We start from the raw sequence: 21669 nt of genomic DNA on the forward strand, positions 1-21669 counted from the left end.
CCTCGGCCGGAGGGGGGGGGGTGCGGGCTGGGGGGACGGGGTGAAGGGGGGGGGGTGGAACCACCCCCACCCCCCCGGGGGGGGGGGGCGCGCCCCCCCCCCCCCCCCCCCCCCACCCGTCCGCGTCTACTGGCTCCGCGTGGCCATCTCGAACCAGACGACCTTGCCCGTCGACAGCCGGGTCGCACCCCACCGCCGGGCCAGCCGGTTGACCAGGAACAGCCCGCGCCCGCCCTCGTCCGTGTCACGCGCCCGGCGCTGCCGGGGCAGCTGAGGGGAGTCGTCGCCCACCTCGCACCGCAGGATGTCCGTCCGCAGCAGCCGCAGCGTCACGGGCCGCTCCGCATAGCGCACCGCGTTGGTGACGACCTCGCTGACCAGCAGCTCCACCTCGTCGGACAGCTCCTCCAGGCCCCACCGGGCGAGCGCCCGCCGGGCCAGCCTGCGGGCCCGCCCCGGAGCCGCGTCCTCCGGCTCCAGGTGCCAGTACGCCACATCGCTCGGCGCGATCCCGTCGAAGCGGGCGGCGAGCAGGGCGATGTCGTCGTCCCGGTCGCCCGGGCCCAGCATGTCCAGCACGTCGTCGCAGAGGGCCTCCAGCGGCGGGGAGTGGTCGTCCCCGGTGAGCTGTGCGGTGGCCGCGAGGCGCTCCCGCAGCTGCTCGATGCCCGTCCACACGTCCCGCAGCCGCGACTCGACGAGACCGTCGGTGTAGAGGAGGAGGGTGGCTCCGGCGGGCGCGTCCAGCTCGACGGCCTCGAAGTCGACCCCACCCACCCCGATCGGGGCGCCCGGCGGCACCCGCAGCACCTCGGCCCGGCCGCCCAGGTGCAGCAGCACGGGCGGCGGGTGTCCGGCGTTGGCGATGGTGATCCGGTGCGCGACCGGGTCGTACACCGCGTAGAGGCAGGTGGCCATGCGGTCGCTGCCGAGCCGCTGCGCCTGCTCGTCGAGGTGGTGCAGCACCTCCTGCGGCGGCAGGTCCAGCTGGGCCAGGGTCTGGGCCGTGGTCCTCAGCTGGCCCATGATCGCGGCGGAGGTCATGGAGTGGCCCATCACATCCCCGACGACCAGGGCGACCCGGCTGCCGGGCAGCGGGATCGCGTCGTACCAGTCGCCGCCGACCCGGGCCGTCTCGGCCGCCGGGAGATAGCGCGACGCCAGGCGTACGCCGGTGGGCTGGGGGAGCGAGTCGGGGAGCATCGTGCGCTGCAACTCGTCCGCGATGTAGGCCTCGCGCCCGTACAGCACGGCCTTGTCGATGCCGAGCGCGGTGTGCGTCGCCAGCTGGGCGGCGACCAGCAGATCGCTGGCTTCGAACGCGGGCCGCTCCGGCGACCGGACGAAGACGGCCGCGCCGATCACCCGGCGTCTGCCGCGCAGCGGGGCCAGGATCGCCCGGTGGCCGGTGGGGACCGGCCGCCCGGCGCCCAGCAGCTCGGGCAGGGCGGCGCGGGCCGCCGCCGAGTCGCCGAAGACCGGCCGCACCCCGCGCAGCACCTCCGCCAGCGCGCCGCCCGCCCGCACCTCGCACAGCTCGGCGGCGGGCATCAGATCGGCCGTCGGGTCGGTGAACAGCGGGCGCAGCCGCTCGGTCTCGGGGGCCGCCTCGCCGTCCTCGTCGGTGTGGCGGAGCCGGTCGCTCCGGCGCAGCCGCAGGACGAACGGGCTCACCGGCCGCTCGTCCCCGACCGGCAGCGGGTCGCGCAGGTAGACCAGGATCGCGTCGGAGAAGGTCGGCACGCTCGCCCGGCAGAGCCCGAGCACGATCTCGTCCAGATCGATGCCCCGGGCGATCCGCCGGGTCGCCGCGCCGACGAAGCGCAGCCGGTCGCCCTCGCGGCGGGCGGCCGCCTGGGCGTCGGCGAGAGCGGCCGGTCCGGTCCCCGGGTTCGGCGCGGCGGCCGGAGACGGGATCGCGGCAGCGGCGGAGGCAGCGGCGGCCGCGGCCGTGGCGTCCTGCTGCCGGGGCCGGGTGCGCTCCTGCGGCCGGGCGGCGAGAGGCTGCCGGCCTTCGTGGGAGGTGGGGTGCTCCGTCACGCGTGGGATTCCGTCCGTCCGGGCCGGTTGTATGAGGCAGTCGCCCCGTGGGGCGCCACTGTGCCCCGGCGACCGCCATGAGGACAACGGCTGTCTGCGGATGCCCCGCCAGGCGGGGCCGAAACCGAACGTCCGCAGGATGGCCGGACGACGACGGCCCCTCCGGCGGCCGGAGCGCCCACGGCGGGGCGGCAGCGGGCAGCGAACACCTCTCCACCCCCTCGTGGTGGCCTGCGACCGGGCGGCCCGGCCGGGTGCGTGGCCCGCCGTTCCGCACGACCGGTGCGATGACTCGTGGTCAGATCCGGTGTGGTGCGCGCCGGCCCGGCCGGCGCCTCCCTCGGGGATCCGGGCCTGCCGACCGGGCCCCCGCGGGGTGCGTCCAGGGTCTCACGTCGGCATATGGGCAGGGGTGCGGTCCCAGTCATCCGGCAGCGGCGGAACCGGCCACCCCGGATCGGGCCGCCAGTGCTCCCAGCCGTCCCGGAACGGCGAGCCCCACGCCGCGATCACCTCGACCGCCGCGAGCCCCGCCTCCCGGACCCGGGCGGCGGTCGCCCGGTCCATCAGGCCGACGTGCTGCGCCTGGGCGAACTCGTCCTCGTCGAGCCACTTCCAGCTCCGGTCCGGGTGCACGGAGATGTCGAGGAAGTGGTCTTCGGAATCCACCCCTCCGGACCACCGGGTGTGCGGCTCCTCCAGGTTCACGTACCAGTTCCGGAAGAGCCAGCCCCGGTCCCAGAAGAGCCAGACCGACCAGGGGTCCCCGGGCCGGGCCAGCTTCAGCACCCCGGCGCCGAACCAGGTGGAGCGGGCCGTGGTGCGCGGAGCGGTGTAGCGGGTGGCGAGCGGCTCGGCGTGCACCTGGGTGCCGTCGGCCAGGACCGGCCGGACGCACTCGGTGCCGGGTGCCATCCAGACAGCGAGCAGCTCGGCGGTGTCCTGGACGACGGTCACCGGGCGGCAGATGTGCACGGGCGACCCGCCGGGCGGCCGGTGGGCGGCCCGGCCGTTGTCGCGGTAGCGCCAGAGAATCTGGTCCCCCGGCGCCCAGCGTGCGCACTCTCCCGTACCTGTCATGGATGGATCTTACGGATCGTCCGCACCCGCCCGCTGCGACTCAGGTCACCCGGTGTGCCCGGAAGACGTCACGGGGGTCACCCGTGTGCCCCCTGGGCCCCGGGCGACCCCTGCGTCACGGCCGTGTCATCCGCAACACGTCGAGCGCCTCGTCCAGTTGTTCCACGGTCAGTTCGCCGCGCTCGACGTATCCGGCGGCCAGCACGGTCTCGCGGATCGTGGTGCCGTCCTCGAGCGACTGCTTGGCGACCTTCGCCGCCGCCTCGTAGCCGATGTACTTGTTGAGCGGGGTGACCACCGAGGGGGAGGACTCCGCGTAGGCGCGGGCCCGCTCGACGTTGGCGGTGATGCCGTCCACCGTGCGGTCGGCCAGCAGCCGGGAGGCGCCCGCCAGCAGCCGTACGGACTCCAGCAGGTTCTTCGCGATGACCGGGAGCATCACGTTCAGCTCGAAGTTGCCCGCCGCGCCCGCCGTCGCGACCGTGGCGTCGTTCCCGGTGACCTGGGCGGCGACCATCAGGACCGCCTCCGGGATCACCGGGTTGACCTTGCCGGGCATGATCGAGGAGCCGGGCTGGAGGTCGGGGAGGTTGATCTCCGCGAGGCCGGTGCGCGGCCCGGAGGCCATCCACCGCAGGTCGTTGGAGATCTTCGTCAGCGAGACGGCGATCGTGCGGAGTTGGCCCGAGGTCTCCACGAGCCCGTCCCGGGCCCCCTGTGCCTCGAAGTGGTCGCGGGCCTCGGTCAGCGGCAGCCCGGTGGCCTTCGCCACCTCCGCGATCACGGCGGCGGAGAAGCCGGGCGGGGTGTTGATACCGGTGCCCACCGCCGTACCGCCCAGGGGGAGTTCGGCCAGTCGCGGCAGGGAGGCGCGCAGCCGCTCCACGCCGTAGCGGATCTGGGCCGCGTAGCCGCCGAACTCCTGGCCGAGGGTGACCGGGGTGGCATCCATCAGATGCGTACGGCCGGACTTGACGACCTCCGCGAACTCGGCTGATTTCCGCCCCAGGGATTCCGCCAGATGGTCCAGCGCGGGGATCAGGTCGGCGGTCACGGCGGCGGTCGCCGCGATGTGGATGGAGGAGGGGAAGACGTCGTTGGACGACTGCGAGGCGTTGACGTGGTCGTTGGGGTGGACCTCGCGGCCGAGCCGCTCGGTGGCGAGGGTGGCGATGACCTCGTTGGTGTTCATGTTCGACGAGGTGCCGGAGCCCGTCTGGAAGACGTCGACCGGGAAGTGCGCGTCCCAGCGGCCCGACGCGACCTCGGCCGCCGCCTCCTGGATCGCGTCCGCGATCTGTGGGTCCAGCACCTTCAGTTCGGCGTTGACCTTGGCGGCCGCGCCCTTGATCCGGGCCAGCGCCTCGATGTGCGCCCGCTCCAGCCGCTGCCCGGAGAGCGGGAAGTTCTCCACCGCCCGCTGGGTCTGCGCCCGCCACTTGGCGTGAAGGGGGACCTTCACCTCACCCATCGAGTCATGTTCGATCCGGAACTCCGCGCTGTCCCGCGGATCTGTCGTCGCGTCGGCCATCGTGTTTAAACCTCCTGCAAAAGATGAGCACATGTCTTGTTCCAGCTATTCCCAAGTCGCCTACCGGCCAGTAAATACCCGGGGTAACCACTCACCCGGGAGGCGCAATGAGGCGCACCAGGCTCAGAATCCGAGGGCTCCGCAGCCTTCGCCGGCTCCGCCGTACGGCCGCCGTCACCGCCGTGTTCGCGGTGGCCGCCACCACGCTGGCGGTCGCCGGACCGGCCGGCGCGGCCGATGCGGGTACCGGCACCGGCACACTCGCATCCACTCCTCTCCCGCCCGCGCTCGAAGCGATCCGGGCGGCGGAGGCCACCCAGCTGTACGGCAGTCCGGCCGAACGGCCGCTCGCCGAACGCAAGACCGGACTGATCTCGCTGGGCGACAGCGAGATCTCCGGCGAAGGCGTCGGCACCTACGACCCCGGCACCAACGGACCGGACAACTGGTGCCACCGCTCGCCGGAGGCCGCCATCCACCGCACGGGCATCGCGGCGGACGTCACGTACAACGTCTCCTGCTCCGGTGCCTATACCGGGAACATCAGAATCGGCGGAAACAAGCAGTACGCCGATGAGCTGGTCCAGAGCGACAGCCTCGCCATCAAGGCCCGCAACACCCGGATCAAGATGGTCCTCCTGGTCGCAGGGGCCAACGACGACCTCCAGTTCGGCCCGGTCATGACCGACTGCGTGGTCCGCTACATCACCCTCCAGGGCCCGTGCGAGCCCAAGTACGCGGGCGGCTGGCAGGCCCGCGTGGACGCGCTGGTCCCCAAGGTCGAGGCGACGGTCCGCGATCTGCGGACAGTGATGACGGGCGCCGGATACGGACACGACGACTACAAGCTCGTCCTGATGGGCTACCCGAGTCCGATCGGCCCCGACTTCCGGGACAACCCGAACTTCCCCGGCAAGCTCATCTGCGGCGGCATGGGGTACGACTCCGACACCGTCTGGGGGCGCAACACCGCCGTCCCCGCCTTCCAGGTCGGCATGCGCAAGGCGGCCGCCTCCACGGGCGCCACTTATCTCGACAACTCGCGCCTCTTCCACGGCCATGAGGTGTGCAGCGAGGCCCCCTGGGCGCGCGGGCTCTACATCGACCTGAGCAAGCCCGGACTGCCCGACGAGAACTCCGTACGCCAGTCCTTCCACCCCAACGCCGCGGGCCACCGGGCCTTCGCCTCCTGCCTCACCCAGCTGTACACGTCCGGCCTCCGCGAGGCGAGCTGCGCCGACCCGGCCAGCACGGGCACCCCGGTCCTCCAGCCCGGGGCCTGGGACGACCTGTTCACCCCCGTACGGAACGAGGCCACCGGCGCCTGCGTGGACGTCCCCGCCTCGGTGACCCGCAACGGCACCGCGATCGGCGGCTGGGACTGCCACGGCGGCCGCAACCAGGACTGGTGGTACGACACCGGCACGCAGACCCTGCGCACCGCGCTCAGCCACGACCGGTGCCTGGACGTCCCCGGAGCCAAGTACACCGCGGGCGCCACGCTCATCGTGTGGAACTGCGCGGGCGCGGCCAACCAGGCGTTCGTCCGCCAGGCGGGCACCATCCGCCCGGCCGCCGCGACCGGGCTCTGTCTGACGCTGGCGGGGGCCAAGGACCCGCTCAGGCTCCAGACGTGCGACGGCAGCGCGAAGCAGCGGTTCGCGTAGGCGCGTTCGGCGGCAGGCGGGTGGCGGGGCGTGCCCTCCACCCACCTGCCGCGGTCACCGCCCCGCCATCACCGCGCCCAGGATGGCCGCCAGATACGCCGGGTCGTCGACCCCGCACAGCTCGCGCGCCGAGTGCATCGAGAGGCCCGGTACGCCCACGTCCACGGTGGTGACGCCGAGGCGGGCGGCGGTGAGGGGGCCGATCGAGGTGCCGCAGGGCATCGCGTTGTTGGAGACGAAGGGCTGCCAGGGGGCGCCCGCCCGCTCGCAGGCGGCCGTGAAGACCGCGATGCCGGTGGAGTCGGTGGCGTACCGCTGGTTGACGTTCACCTTGACGGTGGGGCCGCCGTTGGGCAGCGGGCGGTGGTCGGGGTCGTGGCGCTCCGCGTAGTTGGGGTGGACCGCGTGGGCCATGTCGGCGGAGACGCAGAACGCGCCCGCCAGCGCCCGCGACCAGTCCTCGTCGCTGCCGCCCCGGGCCGCCACCGAGCGGGAGAGGACCCGCTCCAGCAGCGGGCTCTGGGCGCCGGTCTCCGAGCCGCTGCCGACCTCCTCGTGGTCGAAGGCGGCCAGTACGGGGACGAAGGGCGGCTCGGTGGCCCCGGTCGCGGCGCCCACCAGGGCGGTCACTCCGGCGTGCACCGAGACCTGGTTGTCCAGCCGGGAGGCCACGACGAACTCCCGCTCGGCGCCCAGGTATCCGGGCGGCTGGATGTCGTGCAGCATCAGGTCCCAGCCCAGCACGTCGGCCGGGTCCTCCCCGGCGGCCGCCGCCACCAGCCGCAGCAGCTCGCCCTCGCGCGGATCCCCCAGCGCCCAGATCGGGGCGATGTGGCGCTGCCGGTCCAGCGCCACCCCCTCGTTGACCGAGCGGTCCAGGTGGATCGCCAACTGCGGTACGCGGAGCAGGGGTTCGTCGAGCTGGACCAGCCGGGTGCGCGGGGTGCCGTCCGGGCCGCAGCGCAGGGCCAGCCGGCCGGATATGCCGAGGTCCCGGTCGAGCCAGGTGTTGAGCGGGACCCCGCCGTAGATCTCCACGCCGATCTGGCGCCACCCCGAACTGCCGGTGTCCGGTGCGGGTTTGATCCGCAGGTTCGGCGAGTCGGTGTGGGTGCCGACGATCCGGAACGGGGTGTGCGCGGGCGCGCCCTCGGGGACGTACCACGCGATCAGCGCACCGGCCCGGGCGACGAAGCAGCCGCCGGTGGCCCCGGTCCAGTCGTCCGTGCCGAGAAGCTCGCGGAACCCGGCCTTCTCCAGCCGCTGGGCGGCGCTCGCGACCACGTGGTACGGGGACGGGCTGGCGGCGATGAAGGCGAGCAGGTCGTCGGTGTGGCTGCGGTGGGGGGCCGGGGTCATGCGGCGTCCGCCTTTCCGGGGTTCGGCAGTGGCTGCGCGGGCGAAGGACCCGCGGGGCGTCGAGGCGTGCCCGGCGGGTCGGGCCGGTGGAGAATTCCAGGAACGTTCGATAACCCTTCGCGCCGCCCCGGCCCGGCGCAAGCCCGTACGGCGGAGAGCTGCGGGAAAGCGGCGGTGCGGGGGCCACCATCCGCCGGGTGCGGGGACTGCGGCGCCCGGTGCAGGAGCCCGGGGCATTGCCTAACGCCTGGTGGTGCGGGGTCCGTTCGGCCGAGCTGACAGCGCCCTGCCCGTGACGGGAGCACGGCCCGCGCGAGGACCGGCGGAAGGGGGCTCGCGCGGGGCGCACGCGCTCCGGGCCCGGCGGCCCGGCGGGCGTCCGCTGTCGCGAGATTGGCTTGATCTCGACGTACGGGGGTGGTGTCGGGGGTCGAACACCGCCCCGGACACGGCAGAGGGGGCGCCCGAACGGACGCCCCCTCTCTCTACCGCTGCCGATATCAGCCCAGGCCGGGGCCCCGGACCGGAATGCTGGTGAACGTCGGTGCGGGGGCGGGCTCGGTGAAGAAGTCGTTGCCCTTGTCGTCGACCACGATGAACGCGGGGAAGTCCTCGACCTCGATCCGCCAGACCGCCTCCATGCCCAGCTCCTCGTACTCGACGACCTCGACCTTCTTGATGCAGTCCTGCGCGAGGCGGGCCGCCGGGCCGCCGATCGAGCCGAGGTAGAAGCCGCCGTGCGCACCGCAGGCGTCGGTGACCTGCTTGCTGCGGTTGCCCTTGGCGAGCATCACCTTCGAGCCGCCCGCGGCCTGGAACTGCTCGACGTACGAGTCCATCCGGCCGGCCGTCGTCGGGCCGAAGGAGCCGGAGGCGTACCCCTCGGGCGTCTTCGCCGGGCCCGCGTAGTAGACGGGGTGGTCCTTGAGGTACTGCGGCATCTCCTCGCCCGCGTCCAGCCGCTCCTTGATCTTGGCGTGCGCGATGTCGCGCGCCACGACCAGCGGGCCGGTCAGCGAGAGCCGGGTCTTCACCGGGTACTTGGTCAGCTCGGCCAGCACCTCGTCCATCGGCCGGTTGAGGTCGATCTCCACGACGTCACCGGCCTCGTCGAGGTGCTCGTCGGTGGTGTCCGGCAGGAAGCGGGCCGGGTCCTTCTCCAGCTGCTCCAGGAAGACGCCCTCGGCGGTGATCTTCGCGGTGGCCTGCCGGTCGGCCGAGCAGGAGACGGCGATGGCGACGGGGAGCGAGGCCCCGTGCCGGGGCAGGCGCACCACGCGCACGTCGTGGCAGAAGTACTTGCCGCCGAACTGCGCGCCGATCCCGATCTTCTGCGTCAGCTCGAAGACCTTCTCCTCCAGCTCCTTGTCCCGGAAGCCGTGCCCGGTGGGGGAGCCCTCGGCGGGCAGCTCGTCCAGGTAGTGCGCGGAGGCGTACTTGGCGGTCTTCAGCGCGAACTCCGCCGACGTGCCGCCGACCACGATCGCCAGGTGGTAGGGCGGGCAGGCCGCGGTGCCGAGCGAGCGGATCTTCTCCTCCAGGAACTTCATCATGGAGGCCTCGTTGAGGACGGCCTTCGTCTCCTGGTAGAGGAACGACTTGTTGGCCGAGCCGCCGCCCTTCGCCATGAACAGGAACTTGTACGCGCCGCCGTCGGTGGCGTACAGCTCGATCTGCGCCGGGAGGTTGGAGCCGGTGTTCTTCTCGTCCCACATGGTCAGCGGGGCCATCTGCGAGTAGCGCAGGTTGAGCTCGGTGTACGCGTCGAAGATCCCGTGCGAGAGGGCCTCCTCGTCACGGCCCTCGGTCAGCACGTTCTGCCCGCGCTTGCCCATGACGATCGCGGTGCCGGTGTCCTGGCACATCGGCAGGACGCCCGCGGCGGCGATGTTGGCGTTCTTGAGGAGGTCCAGCGCCACGAACTTGTCGTTGGAGGAGGCCTCCGGGTCGTCCACGATCCGCCGCAGCTGCGCCAGGTGGGCCGGGCGCAGGTAGTGCGAGATGTCGTGCATGGCCTCGGCGGCGAGCGTGCGCAGCGCCTCCGGCTCGACCTTGAGGAACGTGCGGCCGTCGGCCTCGAAGGTGGACACACCCTCGGCGGTCACCAGACGGTACGGCGTGGTGTCCTCCCCCAGGGGGAGCAGATCGGAGTACGCAAACTCTGCCATGACGGCCATTCCTCACTCGGCGACAGCGGCTGGCCTCCCTCGGGCAGCGCGTCAACCAGGGTAGAACGCCGCCTCCGGGTCGACCCTGTGAGGTAAGGCTCACCTGGAGGCCGCCCCGCCACGGCACGGTGGAGGCCCGCCGGGAAGGGCCTTCCCGCGGCGCGCGGGCAGGCCCTTCGGCCGTGGGCACACCGCTCGGAGGGGTAGTCGCGATCTATCGCGTTTGGGTAGGCTGGGGCGGTGGACCTAGAGAAGCAGCCCCAGCAGCCCGCCGCACCGGCCGCCCCGTCGGCCGCCCGGGTCTCGCCCGCCGAGTTCGCGCCCGCTGACTCCCTCCGCGCCTCCGACGCCGACCGCGACCGGACCGCGGACATCCTGCGGGAGGCGCTGGCCGAGGGGCGCCTGACGGCGGACGAGCACGCCGAGCGGGTCGACCTGGTCTACCGGGCGAAGACCGTCGGCGAACTCCAGCCCCTGGTCCGCGATCTGCCCGCCGTCGCCGACGGCCCCGCCACCCCGCGCCCGGCCCCGCAGCCGTACGCGTACGGCCCCGAGGCCCCCGACGGGCCGACCGACAACCTCGTGGCGGTCTTCAGCAGCGCCGTCCGCAAGGGCCGTTGGCGCGTCGGTCCCCGGACGAACGCCTTCTCGCTCTTCGGCAGCGTGGAGATCGATCTGACGGAGGCGCTTTTCGGCCAACGACTCACCGTCATCAACGCGACGTCGATCTTCGGCAGCGTCGAGATCCGGGTGCCGCAGAACGTCACGCTGCGCGGCAACGGCTCGGGCGTGCTCGGCAGCTTCGAGATCCGGGCGGCGGAGTCGGACGATCCGGAGGCCCCGGTCGTCGTCGTGAACGGCTACGCGGTGCTCGGCAGCGTGGAGGCGAAGCCCAAGCGGGGCAAGTTCGTCGCGGACCTCCAGCGGCGGCTGCGCAAGCACCTCGGACACTGACGGCGGCCCGACGGAGGCACCTTCGGGAATCAGCCAGAACGGCGCACGGAGCCCTTGCCCCGCCCCGTGCGCCGGTGCCGCTGCGTGCATAGCCGTACACGCAGCGGGTATGCACTGCTGCATCGTCTCTCGCTCGCGAAGCCGTAGCCGTCGTCAGGAGTAGACCGTGCTGCAACCGCCGCATCAGCCTCTGCAGGTCGCCGCCGTTCCTGCCCAGCGGACCCCCGTCCGGGAGGACGAGGCGGGCCCCTGGCACTCGGAGGCGGTGTGCCGCCGGGACGAGGCCGGGCTGTTCTTCGCCCCGTCGAAGGAGCCGACCGCCGCCCGACTGGCCCGTGAGGAGGCCGCCAAGCGGGTCTGCGCCCGCTGTCCGGTGATGGTCGCGTGCCGGGAGCACGCGCTGCTGCAGCCCGAGCCGTACGGGGTGTGGGGCGGCCTCACCGCCGCCGAGCGCCGGGTCGCGCTGGCCCGCCGTCGCCGGCGCGACATCGAACTGACCGCCGCCGCACCGGCGGAGCGCATAGCCGCGGCGGGCTGAGGAGGAACCGGCGGGGGAGGGGGCGCGAGGCCCATGGCCCCGCGCCCCCTCTCTTCCGCCCGCTTCCCCGCTACCGCTCCTACTGCGCGCGGTCGAAGTCGATGGCGCTGTAGGCGCGCAGCTTCGACAGCCGGTGCGTCGAGGAGATCGTCCGGATCGTGCCGGACTTGGAGCGCATCACGATCGACTCGGTGGTCGCTGTCTCCGCGCGGTACCGCACACCGCGCATCAGCTCACCGTCGGTGATCCCCGTCGCCACGAAGAACACGTTGTCGCCGCCGACCAGGTCGTCGGTGGAGAGCACCCGGTCCAGATCGTGGCCCGCCTCCAGCGCCTTCTGCCGCTCCGCCTCGTCCTTGGGCCAGAGCTTGCCCTGGATGACCCCGCCCAGGCACTTTATGGCGCACGCCGAGATGATGCCCTCGGGGGTGCCGCCGATGCCCATCAGCAGGTCGACGCCGGTGCCCTCGCGGGCGGCCATGATCGAGCCCGCCACGTCGCCGTCGGAGATGAACTTGATCCGGGCGCCGGTCTCGCGGATCTCCTTGACGATGCCCTCGTGACGCGGGCGGTCCAGGACGACGACGGTGACGTCCTCGGGCGTGGAGTTCTTCGCCCGCGCGACCCGGCGGATGTTCACCGACACGGGGGCGTTGATGTCGACGAAGTCCGCCGCCTCGGGCCCCGTGACCAGCTTGTCCATGTAGAAGACCGCGGACGGGTCGAACATCGCCCCGCGGTCGGCCGCCGCCAGCACGGCGATCGCGTTCGGCATGCCCTTGGCGTTGAGGGTGGTGCCGTCGATCGGGTCGACCGCGATGTCGACCTCGGCGCCGGTGCCGTCACCGACCCGCTCGCCGTTGAACAGCATGGGGGCCTCGTCCTTCTCCCCCTCACCGATGACGACGACGCCGTTCATCGAGACGGTCGAGACGAGGGTGCGCATGGCCTTGACGGCGGCGCCGTCGGCGCCGATCTTGTCGCCGCGGCCCACCCAGCGCCCGGCGGCCATCGCGGCGGCCTCGGTGACCCGGACCAACTCCAGGGCCAGGTTGCGGTCGGGGGCCTCCGGGGAGACCTCCAGTTGGGACGGCAGATGATGCTCGGACATCGGAGCGCACCTTTCTGTACGGCGACGACCGGATATGAGGGTGCTGTGACTCTATCGGTAGGTCGATAAAATGAGCAGGGCGGGTCACGCATGAGCGCCCCGTTCCGTGTCTCCGCCGCCACCCACCGTCAGGGCCCCCGATCGGCCCGACCCTGCGTCCGGGGGCGACGGGCCGCGTGCCACCATGGATGCCGTGGCAAGCAAGCGAGGCAAGCAGACGGTCCGGAACATGTTTCTGTCGACCCTGGTGACCGCCGCCTGTGCGGGCGTCATCTACATGTTCGTTCCGCACGACGAGAACCTCGACCCGGTCAAGCGGGTCGACTTCTCCGTGGAGCTGGCGACGGTGCGCTTCACCGCCCCCTACCCGGTCGCCGCGCCGGAGGGCCTGCCAGAGGCGTGGAAGCCGACCTCCGTCTCCTACGACGGTGCCGCGGGCAAGGCCTGGCACCTCGGCTTCCTCGACCCGGACGGCAAGTACGTCGCGGTCGAGCAGTCCACCGCCACCCCGCGCGAGTACGTCCCCCAGGTCAGCCAGAAGGCGAAGAACACCGGCACGACGGAGACGATCGCGGGCCGGGAGTGGCAGTACTGGGAGGGCGAGAAGTACGACGCCCTGGTCCTGCCCGAGGAGGGCCACACCACCGTGGTGACGGGCTCCGCGCCCAAGGAGCGGCTGGTGGAGATGGTCGAGGCGCTGAGGACGGAGCCGACGGCAGGCGCTGCGCCGTCGCCGTCGGCTTCCGCGTCGGCTTCCTGACCATGCGTACGCGAAGGGGCCCGGGAGCACAGGGTGTTCCGGGGCCCCTTTCGCACGGCGCCTTCCGCGTGGCCGCTCAGACGGTGGTGATGACCTCGTCGTACGAGAGGCGCGGGCTGCGCGGGAACCAGGCGTCCTCGCCCGGCTTGCCGATGTTGACGACCATCAGCGGGGTGTGGTCGTCGTCCAGGAACTCCTTCTGGATGCCGGCGGCGTCGTAACCGGTCATCGGTCCGGCGGCCAGGCCGGCGGCCCGGACGCCGATGATGAAGTAGGCGGCCTGGAGCGCGGCGTTGAGGCCGGCGGCCGACTCCCGGGCCGGGCGCTCGGAGAAGAACATGTCCTTGGCCTGCGGGAAGTGCGGCAGCAGGGCCGGAAGCTCCTCGTGGAACTCGTTGTCGGCGGCCAGGATCGCGACCAGCGGGGCGGTGGCGGTCTTGGGGCGGTTGCCCTCGGCCATGTGCTGCACCAGCCGCTCGCGGCCCTCGGCGGAGCGGACCAGGACGATGCGCAGCGGCGACTGGTTGAAGGCGGTGGGGCCGAACTTCACCAGGTCGTAGATCGCCTGGACCTGCTCGTCGGTCACGGGCTCGTCGGTGAAGGTGTTGGCGGTGCGGGCCTCGCGGAAAAGGAGGTCCTGGGCGGCGGGGTCGAGAACGAGGGACATCGGGACAGGCCTTCCGGACGGGGATGTGTGCACGTGTAAGCAACGCGCTGAACCGTAACGGAGAGGTAGGTTAACTTTCAACTAAAACTGGAGTGGAGTGGTCCACTCCACACGGCGGACCGGCGTTCACGGCATGCGGACCGGCCGTCGGGGCATCGCGGACCGGCGGTCGAACGGACCCGACGTCAGGCGCCGGAGGGCTCGTCCTCCTCCGGACGGGCCAGCGCCGCGTCCAGGCGGGCCCGGGCGCCCTCCAGCCAGCGGCGGCAGATCTTCGCCAGCTCCTCGCCCCGCTCCCACAGGGCCAGGGACTCCTCCAGCGTCGTACCGCCCGCCTCCAGTCGGCGTACGACCTCGATCAGCTCGTCCCGCGCCTGCTCGTACCCGAGCGTGTTCGTCGCGGCAGCCGCCGCCGTACCGTCTTCCGTCATGTGATCCACCCTAGATCTGCCGATATCCGTCGCCACGGGCCGCTGCCGACCCGCCGCGTGGCGCCTGCCGCCCCACGACTCCCGCGTGGCCCGCGACGGGCCCGCGCCCCTGCTCCCCGCCGTGCCCCCTGCGGCCTCCCGTGCGTCTACGGCTCCCGCGTGTCCACCCGGACCGTGAACTCGCCCTGCGACACCCGTGCCCGCAGTGGCTCGCCGGGCCCCCCGGCCTCGGCGGGGGAGCGCACGACATGGCCGTCGGGCCGCTGGAGCACCGCGTACCCCCGCTCCAGTGTCGCGGCGGGCGAGAGCGAGACGACCCGGGCCCGGGTGTGCGCCAGCTCCGAATCGGCCCGGTCCAGCAGATGGCCCAGCACCCGGCGGCTGCGCCCGACGAGCGCGTCGACCTCCGCCGCCCGCTCGTCCACCAGCCGCTGGGGGTGCTCCATCGAGGGGCGCCCCAGGGTGTGCGCGAGGCCCCGCTCCTCGCGGTCCAGAACGCCCCGGACGGTCCGCAGGGCCCGGTCGCGGAGCTGCCGCACCCGCTCCAGCTCCTCGCCCACGTCCGGGACGACCTTCTTGGCCGCGTCGGTGGGTGTGGAGGCGCGCAGGTCGGCCACCAGGTCCAGCAGCGGGGAGTCCGGTTCGTGGCCGATCGCGGAGACCACCGGCGTACGGCAGCCGGCCACCGTCCGGATCAGCTGCTCGTCGGAGAACGGCAGCAGATCCTCCACGCTGCCGCCGCCCCGGGCCACCACGATCACGTCCACCTCGGGCAGCGCGTCCAGCTCCTCGACGGCCTGGACCACCTGGGCGACCGCGTTCACCCCCTGCACCGCGGTGTTGCGGACCTCGAAGCGCACGGCGGGCCAGCGGCGGCGGGCGTTCTCCAGGACATCGCGCTCGGCGGCGGAGGCCCGCCCGCAGACCAGCCCGATGAGCTGCGGCAGGAAGGGGAGCGGTTTCTTCCGGTCCAGCGCGAAGAGCCCCTCGGCGGCCAGCGACTTCTTCAGCTGCTCCAGCCGCACCAGCAGCTCACCGATACCGACCGGCCGTATGTCGGTGGCCCGCAGCGACAGCTGCCCCCGGGGCGCGTACCACTCGGGCTTGGCGAGGACGACCACCCGCGCGCCCTCGCTCACCACGTCGGCGATCCGGTCGAACACCTGCCGGAAGCAGGTGACGCTCACCGAGATGTCGTGCGACGGATCGCGCAGGGTCAGAAAGACGACCCCGGCGCCGGGCCGGCGCGACAGCTGGGTGATCTGCCCCTCCACCCAGATGGCACCGAGCCGGTCGATCCACCCCCCGATCAGGCGTGACACCTCGCCGACGGGCAGCGGCGCTTCCGCGGACGTGTTGAGAGCCATGCGACCGAGCGTATCGGGACGCACGGACAACGGAAGGCGTCCTCTGAAGAGGACCGAGCGCCCGCTGCACGGGAACGGGGCACCCCGCATAGGCACGAGCCCGGCACGACCGCGGCCCCAACCGGACAGGTGGGGGCGGGGCACCCCGCACGGGCACGAGCCCACCTCCCCGAGGGCCGACCCGCCCCCGTACAGGACCGACCCGCCCGTCCCCGTACAGGGCAGAGCCGCTCCCGTACGGGGACGGGCGCCCTCACCCCACCGGGAACGGCCCCCTCACCGCACCGGGGACGGGCGCCCTCACCCCACCGGGAACGGCCCCCTCATCGTCCCCGCCCGCTCCCCGTCCCCCGCGCGCCCGCCCCCTGCACCGTGAGCACCGCGAACCCCACGCCCAGCCAGCACAACCCCACCACCTGCGCGCTCGTCGTCGCCTCCACGATGACGGCGACGAGGATCCCCGCCCCCACCACCGGCACCAGCACGTGCTTCCACCAGACGGGCGCCCCGCCCATCCGCCGTACGACGAACCAGCCGACCACCGACGCGTGCAGCAGCACGAACGCGGTCAGCGCCCCGATGTCCACCACCGACACCAGATGTTCCAGCCCGTCGTCGCGCCGGGCCGCCCACACCGCCGCCACCAGCGTCACGACGGCCGCACTCAGGATCGCGAGCCGCGGCACGCCCGACTTCGGGTCCACCGTGGCGAGGAGATGCGGCAGCCGCCGCTCCCGGGCCATCGCGAAGAGGAGGCGCCCGGCCGCCGCCTGGCCCGCCAGCGCCGCGAACGCCGCACCGATCGCCTTGCTCACCGCCACCAGATCGTGCAGCCAGGGCCCGACGGAGGCGTCGACCGTGTCGTAGAAGGCCGACCCCTGCGCCGCCGGGTCCGCCGCCAACTCGGCCGAGCTCATCGGCTCCAGCAGCGCCGCCAGATAGGTCTGGGCGATGAACAGCACACCTGCCAGCACCAGGCAGAACAGCACCGCCCGCGCCACCTTCCGCGACCCGCCCGTCACCTCCTCCGCGAACGAGGCGATGGCGTCGAACCCCAGATACGACAGCACGGCCACCGAGACCGCGCCCAGCACCGCCGCCGTGGAGAACGCCGCATCCCCGGTCAGCGGCGACAGCCACTCGCGCTGCGCCCCGTCCCGTACGAGGACGACCACGGCCGACACCGCGAAGACCAGCAGCACCACGATCTCCATGGCCAGCACGGCGAACCCGACCCGCGCGGCCGCCCGCACCCCCCACAGATTGAGCAGCGTGGTGATCAGCACGGCGATTGCGGTCCACACCCACCGCGACACCTCGGGGACCAGGGCGTTCATCGCGATCCCGGAGAAGAGGTAGGCGACGGCCGGGATGAGGAGGTAGTCGAGCATCGCCATCCATCCCGCGATGAACCCGGGCCCCTCCCCGAGCCCCTTACGGGCATACGTGAAGACCGAGCCCGCGAAGGGCGCGACCCGCACCATCTGGGCGTAGCTGAAGGCGGTGAACCCCATGACGACGGTGGCCACGACATAGACGAGGGCCACCGAACCGCCCGACCTGGCGTCCAGGGTGCCGAAGATGCCCACCGGGGCCATGGGGGCGATGAAGAGGAGCCCGTAGACGACGAGATCCCGGAACCCGAGAGTCCGCCGCAGCCGCCCCTCCTGAACGCTGCTGCCGCCGGCACGGCCGCTGCCGCCACCGCTGGCGCTCCCCGGGACCGACGCCATGAACCCTCCACCCTCACCGACCGTGACCACTCGTCGCGACCAGTCTGTCCACCGGGACGTCATGGCGCCTGTCCGGTACGGCCTTACGATGGGACGCATGACTGCAACGCCCAGCCCGTCACCCGCCGCCGCCCCGAGTGGAGGCGCTACGCGCCGCAGTAACACCCGCCGTGTCCTGCTCGCCGCTCCCCGCGGCTACTGCGCGGGCGTGGACCGTGCCGTGATCGCCGTCGAGAAGGCCCTGGAGCAGTACGGGGCCCCGATCTACGTCCGTCACGAGATCGTGCACAACAAGTACGTCGTGCAGACCCTGGAGAAGAAGGGCGCGATCTTCGTGGATGTCACCGCGGAGGTCCCCGAGGGCTCCATCGTGATGTTCTCCGCGCACGGAGTCGCGCCCACCGTCCACGCGGAGGCCGCCGAGCGCAAGCTCGCCACCATCGACGCGACCTGCCCGCTGGTCACCAAGGTCCACAAGGAGGCCGTCCGGTTCGCCAAGGAGGACTACGACATCCTCCTGATCGGCCACGAGGGCCACGAGGAGGTCATCGGCACCTCCGGTGAGGCCCCCGACCACATCCAGCTGGTCGACGGCCCCGAGGACGTGGCGAACGTCGAGGTCCGGGACGAGTCGAAGGTCGTGTGGCTCTCGCAGACGACGCTCTCCGTCGACGAGACGATGGAGACGGTGGACGCGCTCAAGTCGAAGTTCCCGAACCTCCTCTCGCCGCCCAGCGACGACATCTGCTACGCCACGCAGAACCGCCAGATCGCGGTGAAGAAGCTGGCCGAGGAGGCCGAGCTGGTCATCGTGGTCGGCTCGAAGAACTCCTCGAACTCGATCCGCATGGTCGAGGTCGCCCTCGACGCGGGCGCCCCCGCCGCCCACCTGGTCGACTTCGCGAGCGAGATCGACGAGGCGTGGCTGGAGGGCGTGACCACGGTCGGCCTGACCTCGGGAGCATCGGTGCCGGACGTCCTCGTCGACGGCGTCCTGGAATGGCTCGCGGAGCGGGGTTACTCGGACGTGGAGACGGTCAAGACGGCCGACGAGTCGATCACGTTCTCGCTCCCCAAGGAGCTCCGCCGCGACCTGCGTGCCGAGGCCGCCGCCCTTTCCGCCGAGTAGCCGCGCACGGCGCCCGGCCTGCCCGTACGGTGTTGCCATGGAGATCTTCGGCGTGGACATCGGCGGATCCGGGATCAAGGGCGCTCCCGTGGATCTGGACCGAGGAGACCTGGCGCGCGAGCGCCACAAGGTGCTGACACCGCAGCCGGCCACGCCCGACCGCGTGGCCGACTGCGTGGCCGAGGTCGTCGGCCACTTCGAGTGGTCGGGCCCGATCGGGATCACCTTCCCGGGCGTCGTCACGGACGGCACCACGCGTACGGCGGCCAATGTCGACAAGGGCTGGATCGACACCGACGCCCGCGCCCTGCTGGGCGACCGGGTCGGGCAGCCCGTCACGATCCTGAACGACGCGGACGCCGCCGGGGTCGCGGAGATGACGTTCGGGGCGGGCCGGGGCCGTGAGGGCACGGTCGTCATGCTGACGCTGGGTACGGGCATCGGCAGCGCGATCTTCGTCGACGGCCGCCTCGTCCCCAACACCGAGCTGGGTCACCTGGAGCTGCACGGCCACGAGGCGGAGAAGCGCGCCTCCACGAAGGCCCGTGAGGACGAGGACCTCAGCTGGCAGCACTGGGCGCACCGGGTGCAGAAGTATCTGCTGCACGTGGAGATGCTGTTCTCGCCCGAGCTGTTCATCATCGGGGGAGGCGTGAGCCGCAAGGCGGAGAAGTTCCTGCCACTGATCGAGAAGGTCCGTGCGGAGATCGTCCCGGCGGAGCTGCAGAACAACGCGGGGATCGTCGGCGCGGCGATGGCGGCGGCGGGGAGGTAGGGCCTGCCCGCCTGCTGACCAAGGCTCTCCGGCCCGTTGGGCCCTCCGACTCGCGGTGCCTTCCGGCCGCCGGTCCACCGGCTTTCCGCCTACGGGCCTTGCGCCCACCGGCCCGCTGAAGGGCTTTCCGCCCATGGGCCTTCCGCTCACCAGCCCGGAGCGTCGGCTACCGGCTACCTGCTACCGGCTGGCCCGGGGCCGCTCGGCCGGTCCGTCGGCCCGGGGGCGACCTGTCGGCCCACCGGCCCGTGCGGCCGCCCCGGCGACCTTCTGGGAGCCACCGCCCACCGGCCGCCGCGCCTGCCCTCTTCCTCCGCCTCCCCCATCCCCCGTACGCCCCTGAAGGGCGAGGTGCCGCCGGCGGGCCCGCATGTGCCGGACCTTGCGTACGGAAGCGATGAGGCCGGCGATCAGCGTCCCGCCGTACAGCCAGCCGGCGTGCACGGCGAGCGCGGTGACCAGGGCCATGGTCTGCCCGCCGAAACCGCTGGACCCACCGGAGATCGGGAAGACCCCGACGGCGAAGGCGATGGGCACGCTGATCGGCGCGGTGACCAGGTCGGCGGGGCGCACCCAGAGCGCGGTGAGCGCGCTCACCGGCAGGAACAGCAGTCCGTAGACCAGTTCGGAGCTGTCGAACAGCAGCCGGTCCAGGCAGGCGAGCACGAACATGGTGAGCGAGGCGAACAGCCCGGCCCCGATGCCGGTGAGCCGGGGGTTGGGAAGACGCCGCAGCGCCAGCAGCACGGGCGGCGCGGGGCGCCCCGCCGCCCGGTAGACGGTGGCGGACTCCCCGAAGGCCCCCGGCGCGACCGCATGGGGTGGGGCCGCCGGCCGGAGGGACGGCGAGGGCCTGCGCTGCGGGGGACGTGTCCTGGGCTGCTCCACGGGGACAACGTAGGTCGCGGGGCGGGAGGAATCAGGCGTTGGACACGCGCTTTGGCCGACCTTGGCGCTGCGTTCGACGCCGCACGGCCGAAACCGGCCCCTGTTCGGGGCTGCACGTACGGGACTCACAGCGTCCACCGCGCCGACCCCGCCGCGCCGTCCACTCCGTCCCGCCCCACCCCACTGCGCCCCTGGGACGGACCCGTGCGGGGCCACGCGCCCCCGCCCGTAAACTGGAGAACCGGTCCACTCCGTGACCAGGCCCGGACAGCCGGGCCCGGCCCGGACGCCCCTGACCCCCTCCTCACTCCAGGAAGTCGCCAAAGTGTCGCTCACGATCGGAATCGTCGGTCTGCCGAATGTCGGCAAGTCGACCCTGTTCAACGCCCTGACCAAGAACGACGTGCTGGCGGCCAACTACCCGTTCGCCACGATCGAGCCGAACGTCGGCGTGGTCGGCGTCCCGGACCCGCGCCTGAACAAGCTCGCGGAGATCTTCAACTCCCAGAAGCTCCTGCCGGCCACGGTGGACTTCGTCGACATCGCCGGCATCGTGCGCGGCGCGTCGGAGGGCGAGGGCCTGGGCAACAAGTTCCTGGCGAACATCCGGGAGTCCGACGCGATCTGCCAGGTCATCCGCGCCTTCAGGGACGAGAACGTCGTCCACGTCGACGGCAAGGTCTCGCCCAAGGACGACATCGAGACGATCAACACCGAGCTGATCCTCGCCGACCTCCAGTCCGTCGAGAAGGCGATCCCGCGCCTGACGAAGGAGTCCCGCCTCCAGAAGGAGAAGGTCGCGGTGCTCGCCGCGGTCGAGGACGCGCGCAAGATCCTGGAGTCCGGCCAGACCCTCTTCGCCGCGGGCATCACCGCCGCCACCGAGAAGGGCCAGCTCCTCCACGAGCTGCACCTGCTCACCACCAAGCCGTTCCTCTACGTCTTCAACGTCGACGAGGACGAGCTGGTCGACGAGGACTTCAAGAACGAGCAGCGGGCCCTGGTCGCCCCCGCCGAGGCCATCTTCCTCAACGCCAAGATCGAGTCCGAGCTGATCGAGCTGGACGACGACGAGGCCCTGGAGCTCCTCCAGTCCATGGGCCAGGAGGAGCCCGGCCTCGCCACCCTCGGCCGCGTCGGCTTCGACACCCTGGGCCTGCAGACCTACCTCACGGCCGGCCCGAAGGAAGCCCGCGCCTGGACCATCAAGAAGGGTGCCACGGCCCCCGAGGCGGCCGGTGTGATCCACACCGACTTCCAGAAGGGCTTCATCAAGGCGGAGATCATCTCCTTCGACGACCTGGTCGAGACGGGCTCGGTCGCCGAGGCCCGCGCCAAGGGCAAGGCGCGCATGGAGGGCAAGGAGTACGTCATGCAGGACGGGGACGTCGTGGAGTTCCGCTTCAATGTTTAATTGAATCTTCAATTACATTTCCACCCTGCAGAGTTGCACGTCAAAAGGGGTCCCTCA

The 21669-nt window shown here is 72.3% G+C and carries 18 protein-coding genes; 7 read left to right on the top strand and 11 right to left on the bottom strand.

Features of this window, described 5'->3' with window-relative positions; genetic code table 11:
• Positions 1-126 precede the first annotated feature (126 nt).
• The 3 genes from AC0682_RS14540 to AC0682_RS14550 all read right to left on the bottom strand — a co-directional run bounded on the left by AC0682_RS14540 (position 127) and on the right by AC0682_RS14550 (position 4651).
• Positions 127-2040 carry a SpoIIE family protein phosphatase gene (locus AC0682_RS14540; protein ID WP_254811792.1) on the bottom strand — a complete coding sequence of 638 codons (1914 nt, stop codon included), beginning with the start codon at positions 2038-2040 and terminating at the stop codon, positions 127-129.
• Between the two features lie 390 nt (positions 2041-2430).
• Positions 2431-3120, bottom strand: coding sequence for a cytidylyl-2-hydroxypropylphosphonate hydrolase (gene fomD / locus AC0682_RS14545; protein WP_254811791.1), 690 nt, complete (start codon positions 3118-3120; stop codon positions 2431-2433).
• A gap of 115 nt (positions 3121-3235) precedes the next feature.
• Positions 3236-4651, bottom strand: a complete 1416-nt coding sequence (locus AC0682_RS14550) for a class II fumarate hydratase (RefSeq protein ID WP_254811790.1) — start codon at positions 4649-4651, stop codon at positions 3236-3238.
• A 107-nt stretch (positions 4652-4758) separates the two neighbouring features.
• Between AC0682_RS14550 and AC0682_RS14555 the strand changes: the two genes are divergently transcribed.
• The gene (locus AC0682_RS14555; protein ID WP_478533101.1) at positions 4759-6318 is read left to right on the top strand and encodes a ricin-type beta-trefoil lectin domain protein; all 1560 of its coding nucleotides are present in this window, start codon (positions 4759-4761) and stop codon (positions 6316-6318) included.
• Positions 6319-6372: 54 nt separating this feature from the next.
• On the opposite strand, the gene AC0682_RS14560 is transcribed toward AC0682_RS14555, so the two are convergent.
• Together AC0682_RS14560 and AC0682_RS14565 are read right to left on the bottom strand one after the other, a co-directional pair.
• A complete protein-coding gene (locus AC0682_RS14560) occupies positions 6373-7677 on the bottom strand; it encodes a M18 family aminopeptidase (RefSeq protein WP_478533102.1) in 1305 nt (434 codons plus the stop codon).
• Between the two features lie 500 nt (positions 7678-8177).
• Positions 8178-9845, bottom strand: coding sequence for a fumarate hydratase (locus AC0682_RS14565; protein WP_254811787.1), 1668 nt, complete (start codon positions 9843-9845; stop codon positions 8178-8180).
• Positions 9846-10085: 240 nt separating this feature from the next.
• On the opposite strand from AC0682_RS14565, the gene AC0682_RS14570 reads away from it, so the two are divergent.
• Together AC0682_RS14570 and AC0682_RS14575 are read left to right on the top strand one after the other, a co-directional pair.
• Entirely contained in the window at positions 10086-10799 is a 714-nt protein-coding gene (locus AC0682_RS14570; protein WP_254811786.1) for a DUF1707 SHOCT-like domain-containing protein, read from the top strand.
• 166 nt (positions 10800-10965) lie between these two features.
• On the top strand, positions 10966-11337 hold the full coding sequence (locus tag AC0682_RS14575; protein WP_254811785.1) for a WhiB family transcriptional regulator: 372 nt from the start codon (positions 10966-10968) through the stop codon (positions 11335-11337).
• A gap of 79 nt (positions 11338-11416) precedes the next feature.
• On the opposite strand, the gene glpX is transcribed toward AC0682_RS14575, so the two are convergent.
• Positions 11417-12448, bottom strand: coding sequence for a class II fructose-bisphosphatase (glpX, locus tag AC0682_RS14580; protein WP_254811784.1), 1032 nt, complete (start codon positions 12446-12448; stop codon positions 11417-11419).
• 184 nt (positions 12449-12632) lie between these two features.
• Here glpX and AC0682_RS14585 point away from each other — a divergent pair, with 184 nt between their 5' ends.
• The gene (locus AC0682_RS14585; RefSeq protein ID WP_254811783.1) at positions 12633-13208 is read left to right on the top strand and encodes a DUF4245 domain-containing protein; all 576 of its coding nucleotides are present in this window, start codon (positions 12633-12635) and stop codon (positions 13206-13208) included.
• A gap of 76 nt (positions 13209-13284) precedes the next feature.
• Here the strand turns inward: AC0682_RS14585 and AC0682_RS14590 are convergent, their stop codons facing one another.
• The 4 genes from AC0682_RS14590 to AC0682_RS14605 all read right to left on the bottom strand — a co-directional run bounded on the left by AC0682_RS14590 (position 13285) and on the right by AC0682_RS14605 (position 17406).
• Positions 13285-13875, bottom strand: a complete 591-nt coding sequence (locus tag AC0682_RS14590) for a malonic semialdehyde reductase (protein WP_254811782.1) — start codon at positions 13873-13875, stop codon at positions 13285-13287.
• Positions 13876-14060: 185 nt separating this feature from the next.
• Positions 14061-14306 carry an exodeoxyribonuclease VII small subunit gene (locus AC0682_RS14595; protein WP_254811781.1) on the bottom strand — a complete coding sequence of 82 codons (246 nt, stop codon included), beginning with the start codon at positions 14304-14306 and terminating at the stop codon, positions 14061-14063.
• Between the two features lie 146 nt (positions 14307-14452).
• Positions 14453-15673, bottom strand: a complete 1221-nt coding sequence (xseA, locus tag AC0682_RS14600; protein ID WP_478533105.1) for an exodeoxyribonuclease VII large subunit — start codon at positions 15671-15673, stop codon at positions 14453-14455.
• 323 nt (positions 15674-15996) lie between these two features.
• Positions 15997-17406, bottom strand: a complete 1410-nt coding sequence (locus AC0682_RS14605) for an APC family permease (RefSeq protein ID WP_478533107.1) — start codon at positions 17404-17406, stop codon at positions 15997-15999.
• Between the two features lie 88 nt (positions 17407-17494).
• On the opposite strand from AC0682_RS14605, the gene AC0682_RS14610 reads away from it, so the two are divergent.
• A complete protein-coding gene (locus tag AC0682_RS14610; protein WP_437441591.1) occupies positions 17495-18535 on the top strand; it encodes a 4-hydroxy-3-methylbut-2-enyl diphosphate reductase in 1041 nt (346 codons plus the stop codon).
• 37 nt (positions 18536-18572) lie between these two features.
• Positions 18573-19310, top strand: a complete 738-nt coding sequence (ppgK, locus tag AC0682_RS14615) for a polyphosphate--glucose phosphotransferase (protein ID WP_478533109.1) — start codon at positions 18573-18575, stop codon at positions 19308-19310.
• Between the two features lie 180 nt (positions 19311-19490).
• Here the strand turns inward: ppgK and AC0682_RS14620 are convergent, their stop codons facing one another.
• A complete protein-coding gene (locus AC0682_RS14620; RefSeq protein WP_254813195.1) occupies positions 19491-20057 on the bottom strand; it encodes a DUF6542 domain-containing protein in 567 nt (188 codons plus the stop codon).
• A gap of 466 nt (positions 20058-20523) precedes the next feature.
• On the opposite strand from AC0682_RS14620, the gene ychF reads away from it, so the two are divergent.
• Positions 20524-21612, top strand: coding sequence for a redox-regulated ATPase YchF (ychF, locus tag AC0682_RS14625; RefSeq protein WP_478533111.1), 1089 nt, complete (start codon positions 20524-20526; stop codon positions 21610-21612).
• Positions 21613-21669: the final 57 nt, after the last annotated feature.

Source organism: Streptomyces sp. NPDC043746, from assembly GCF_056436485.1.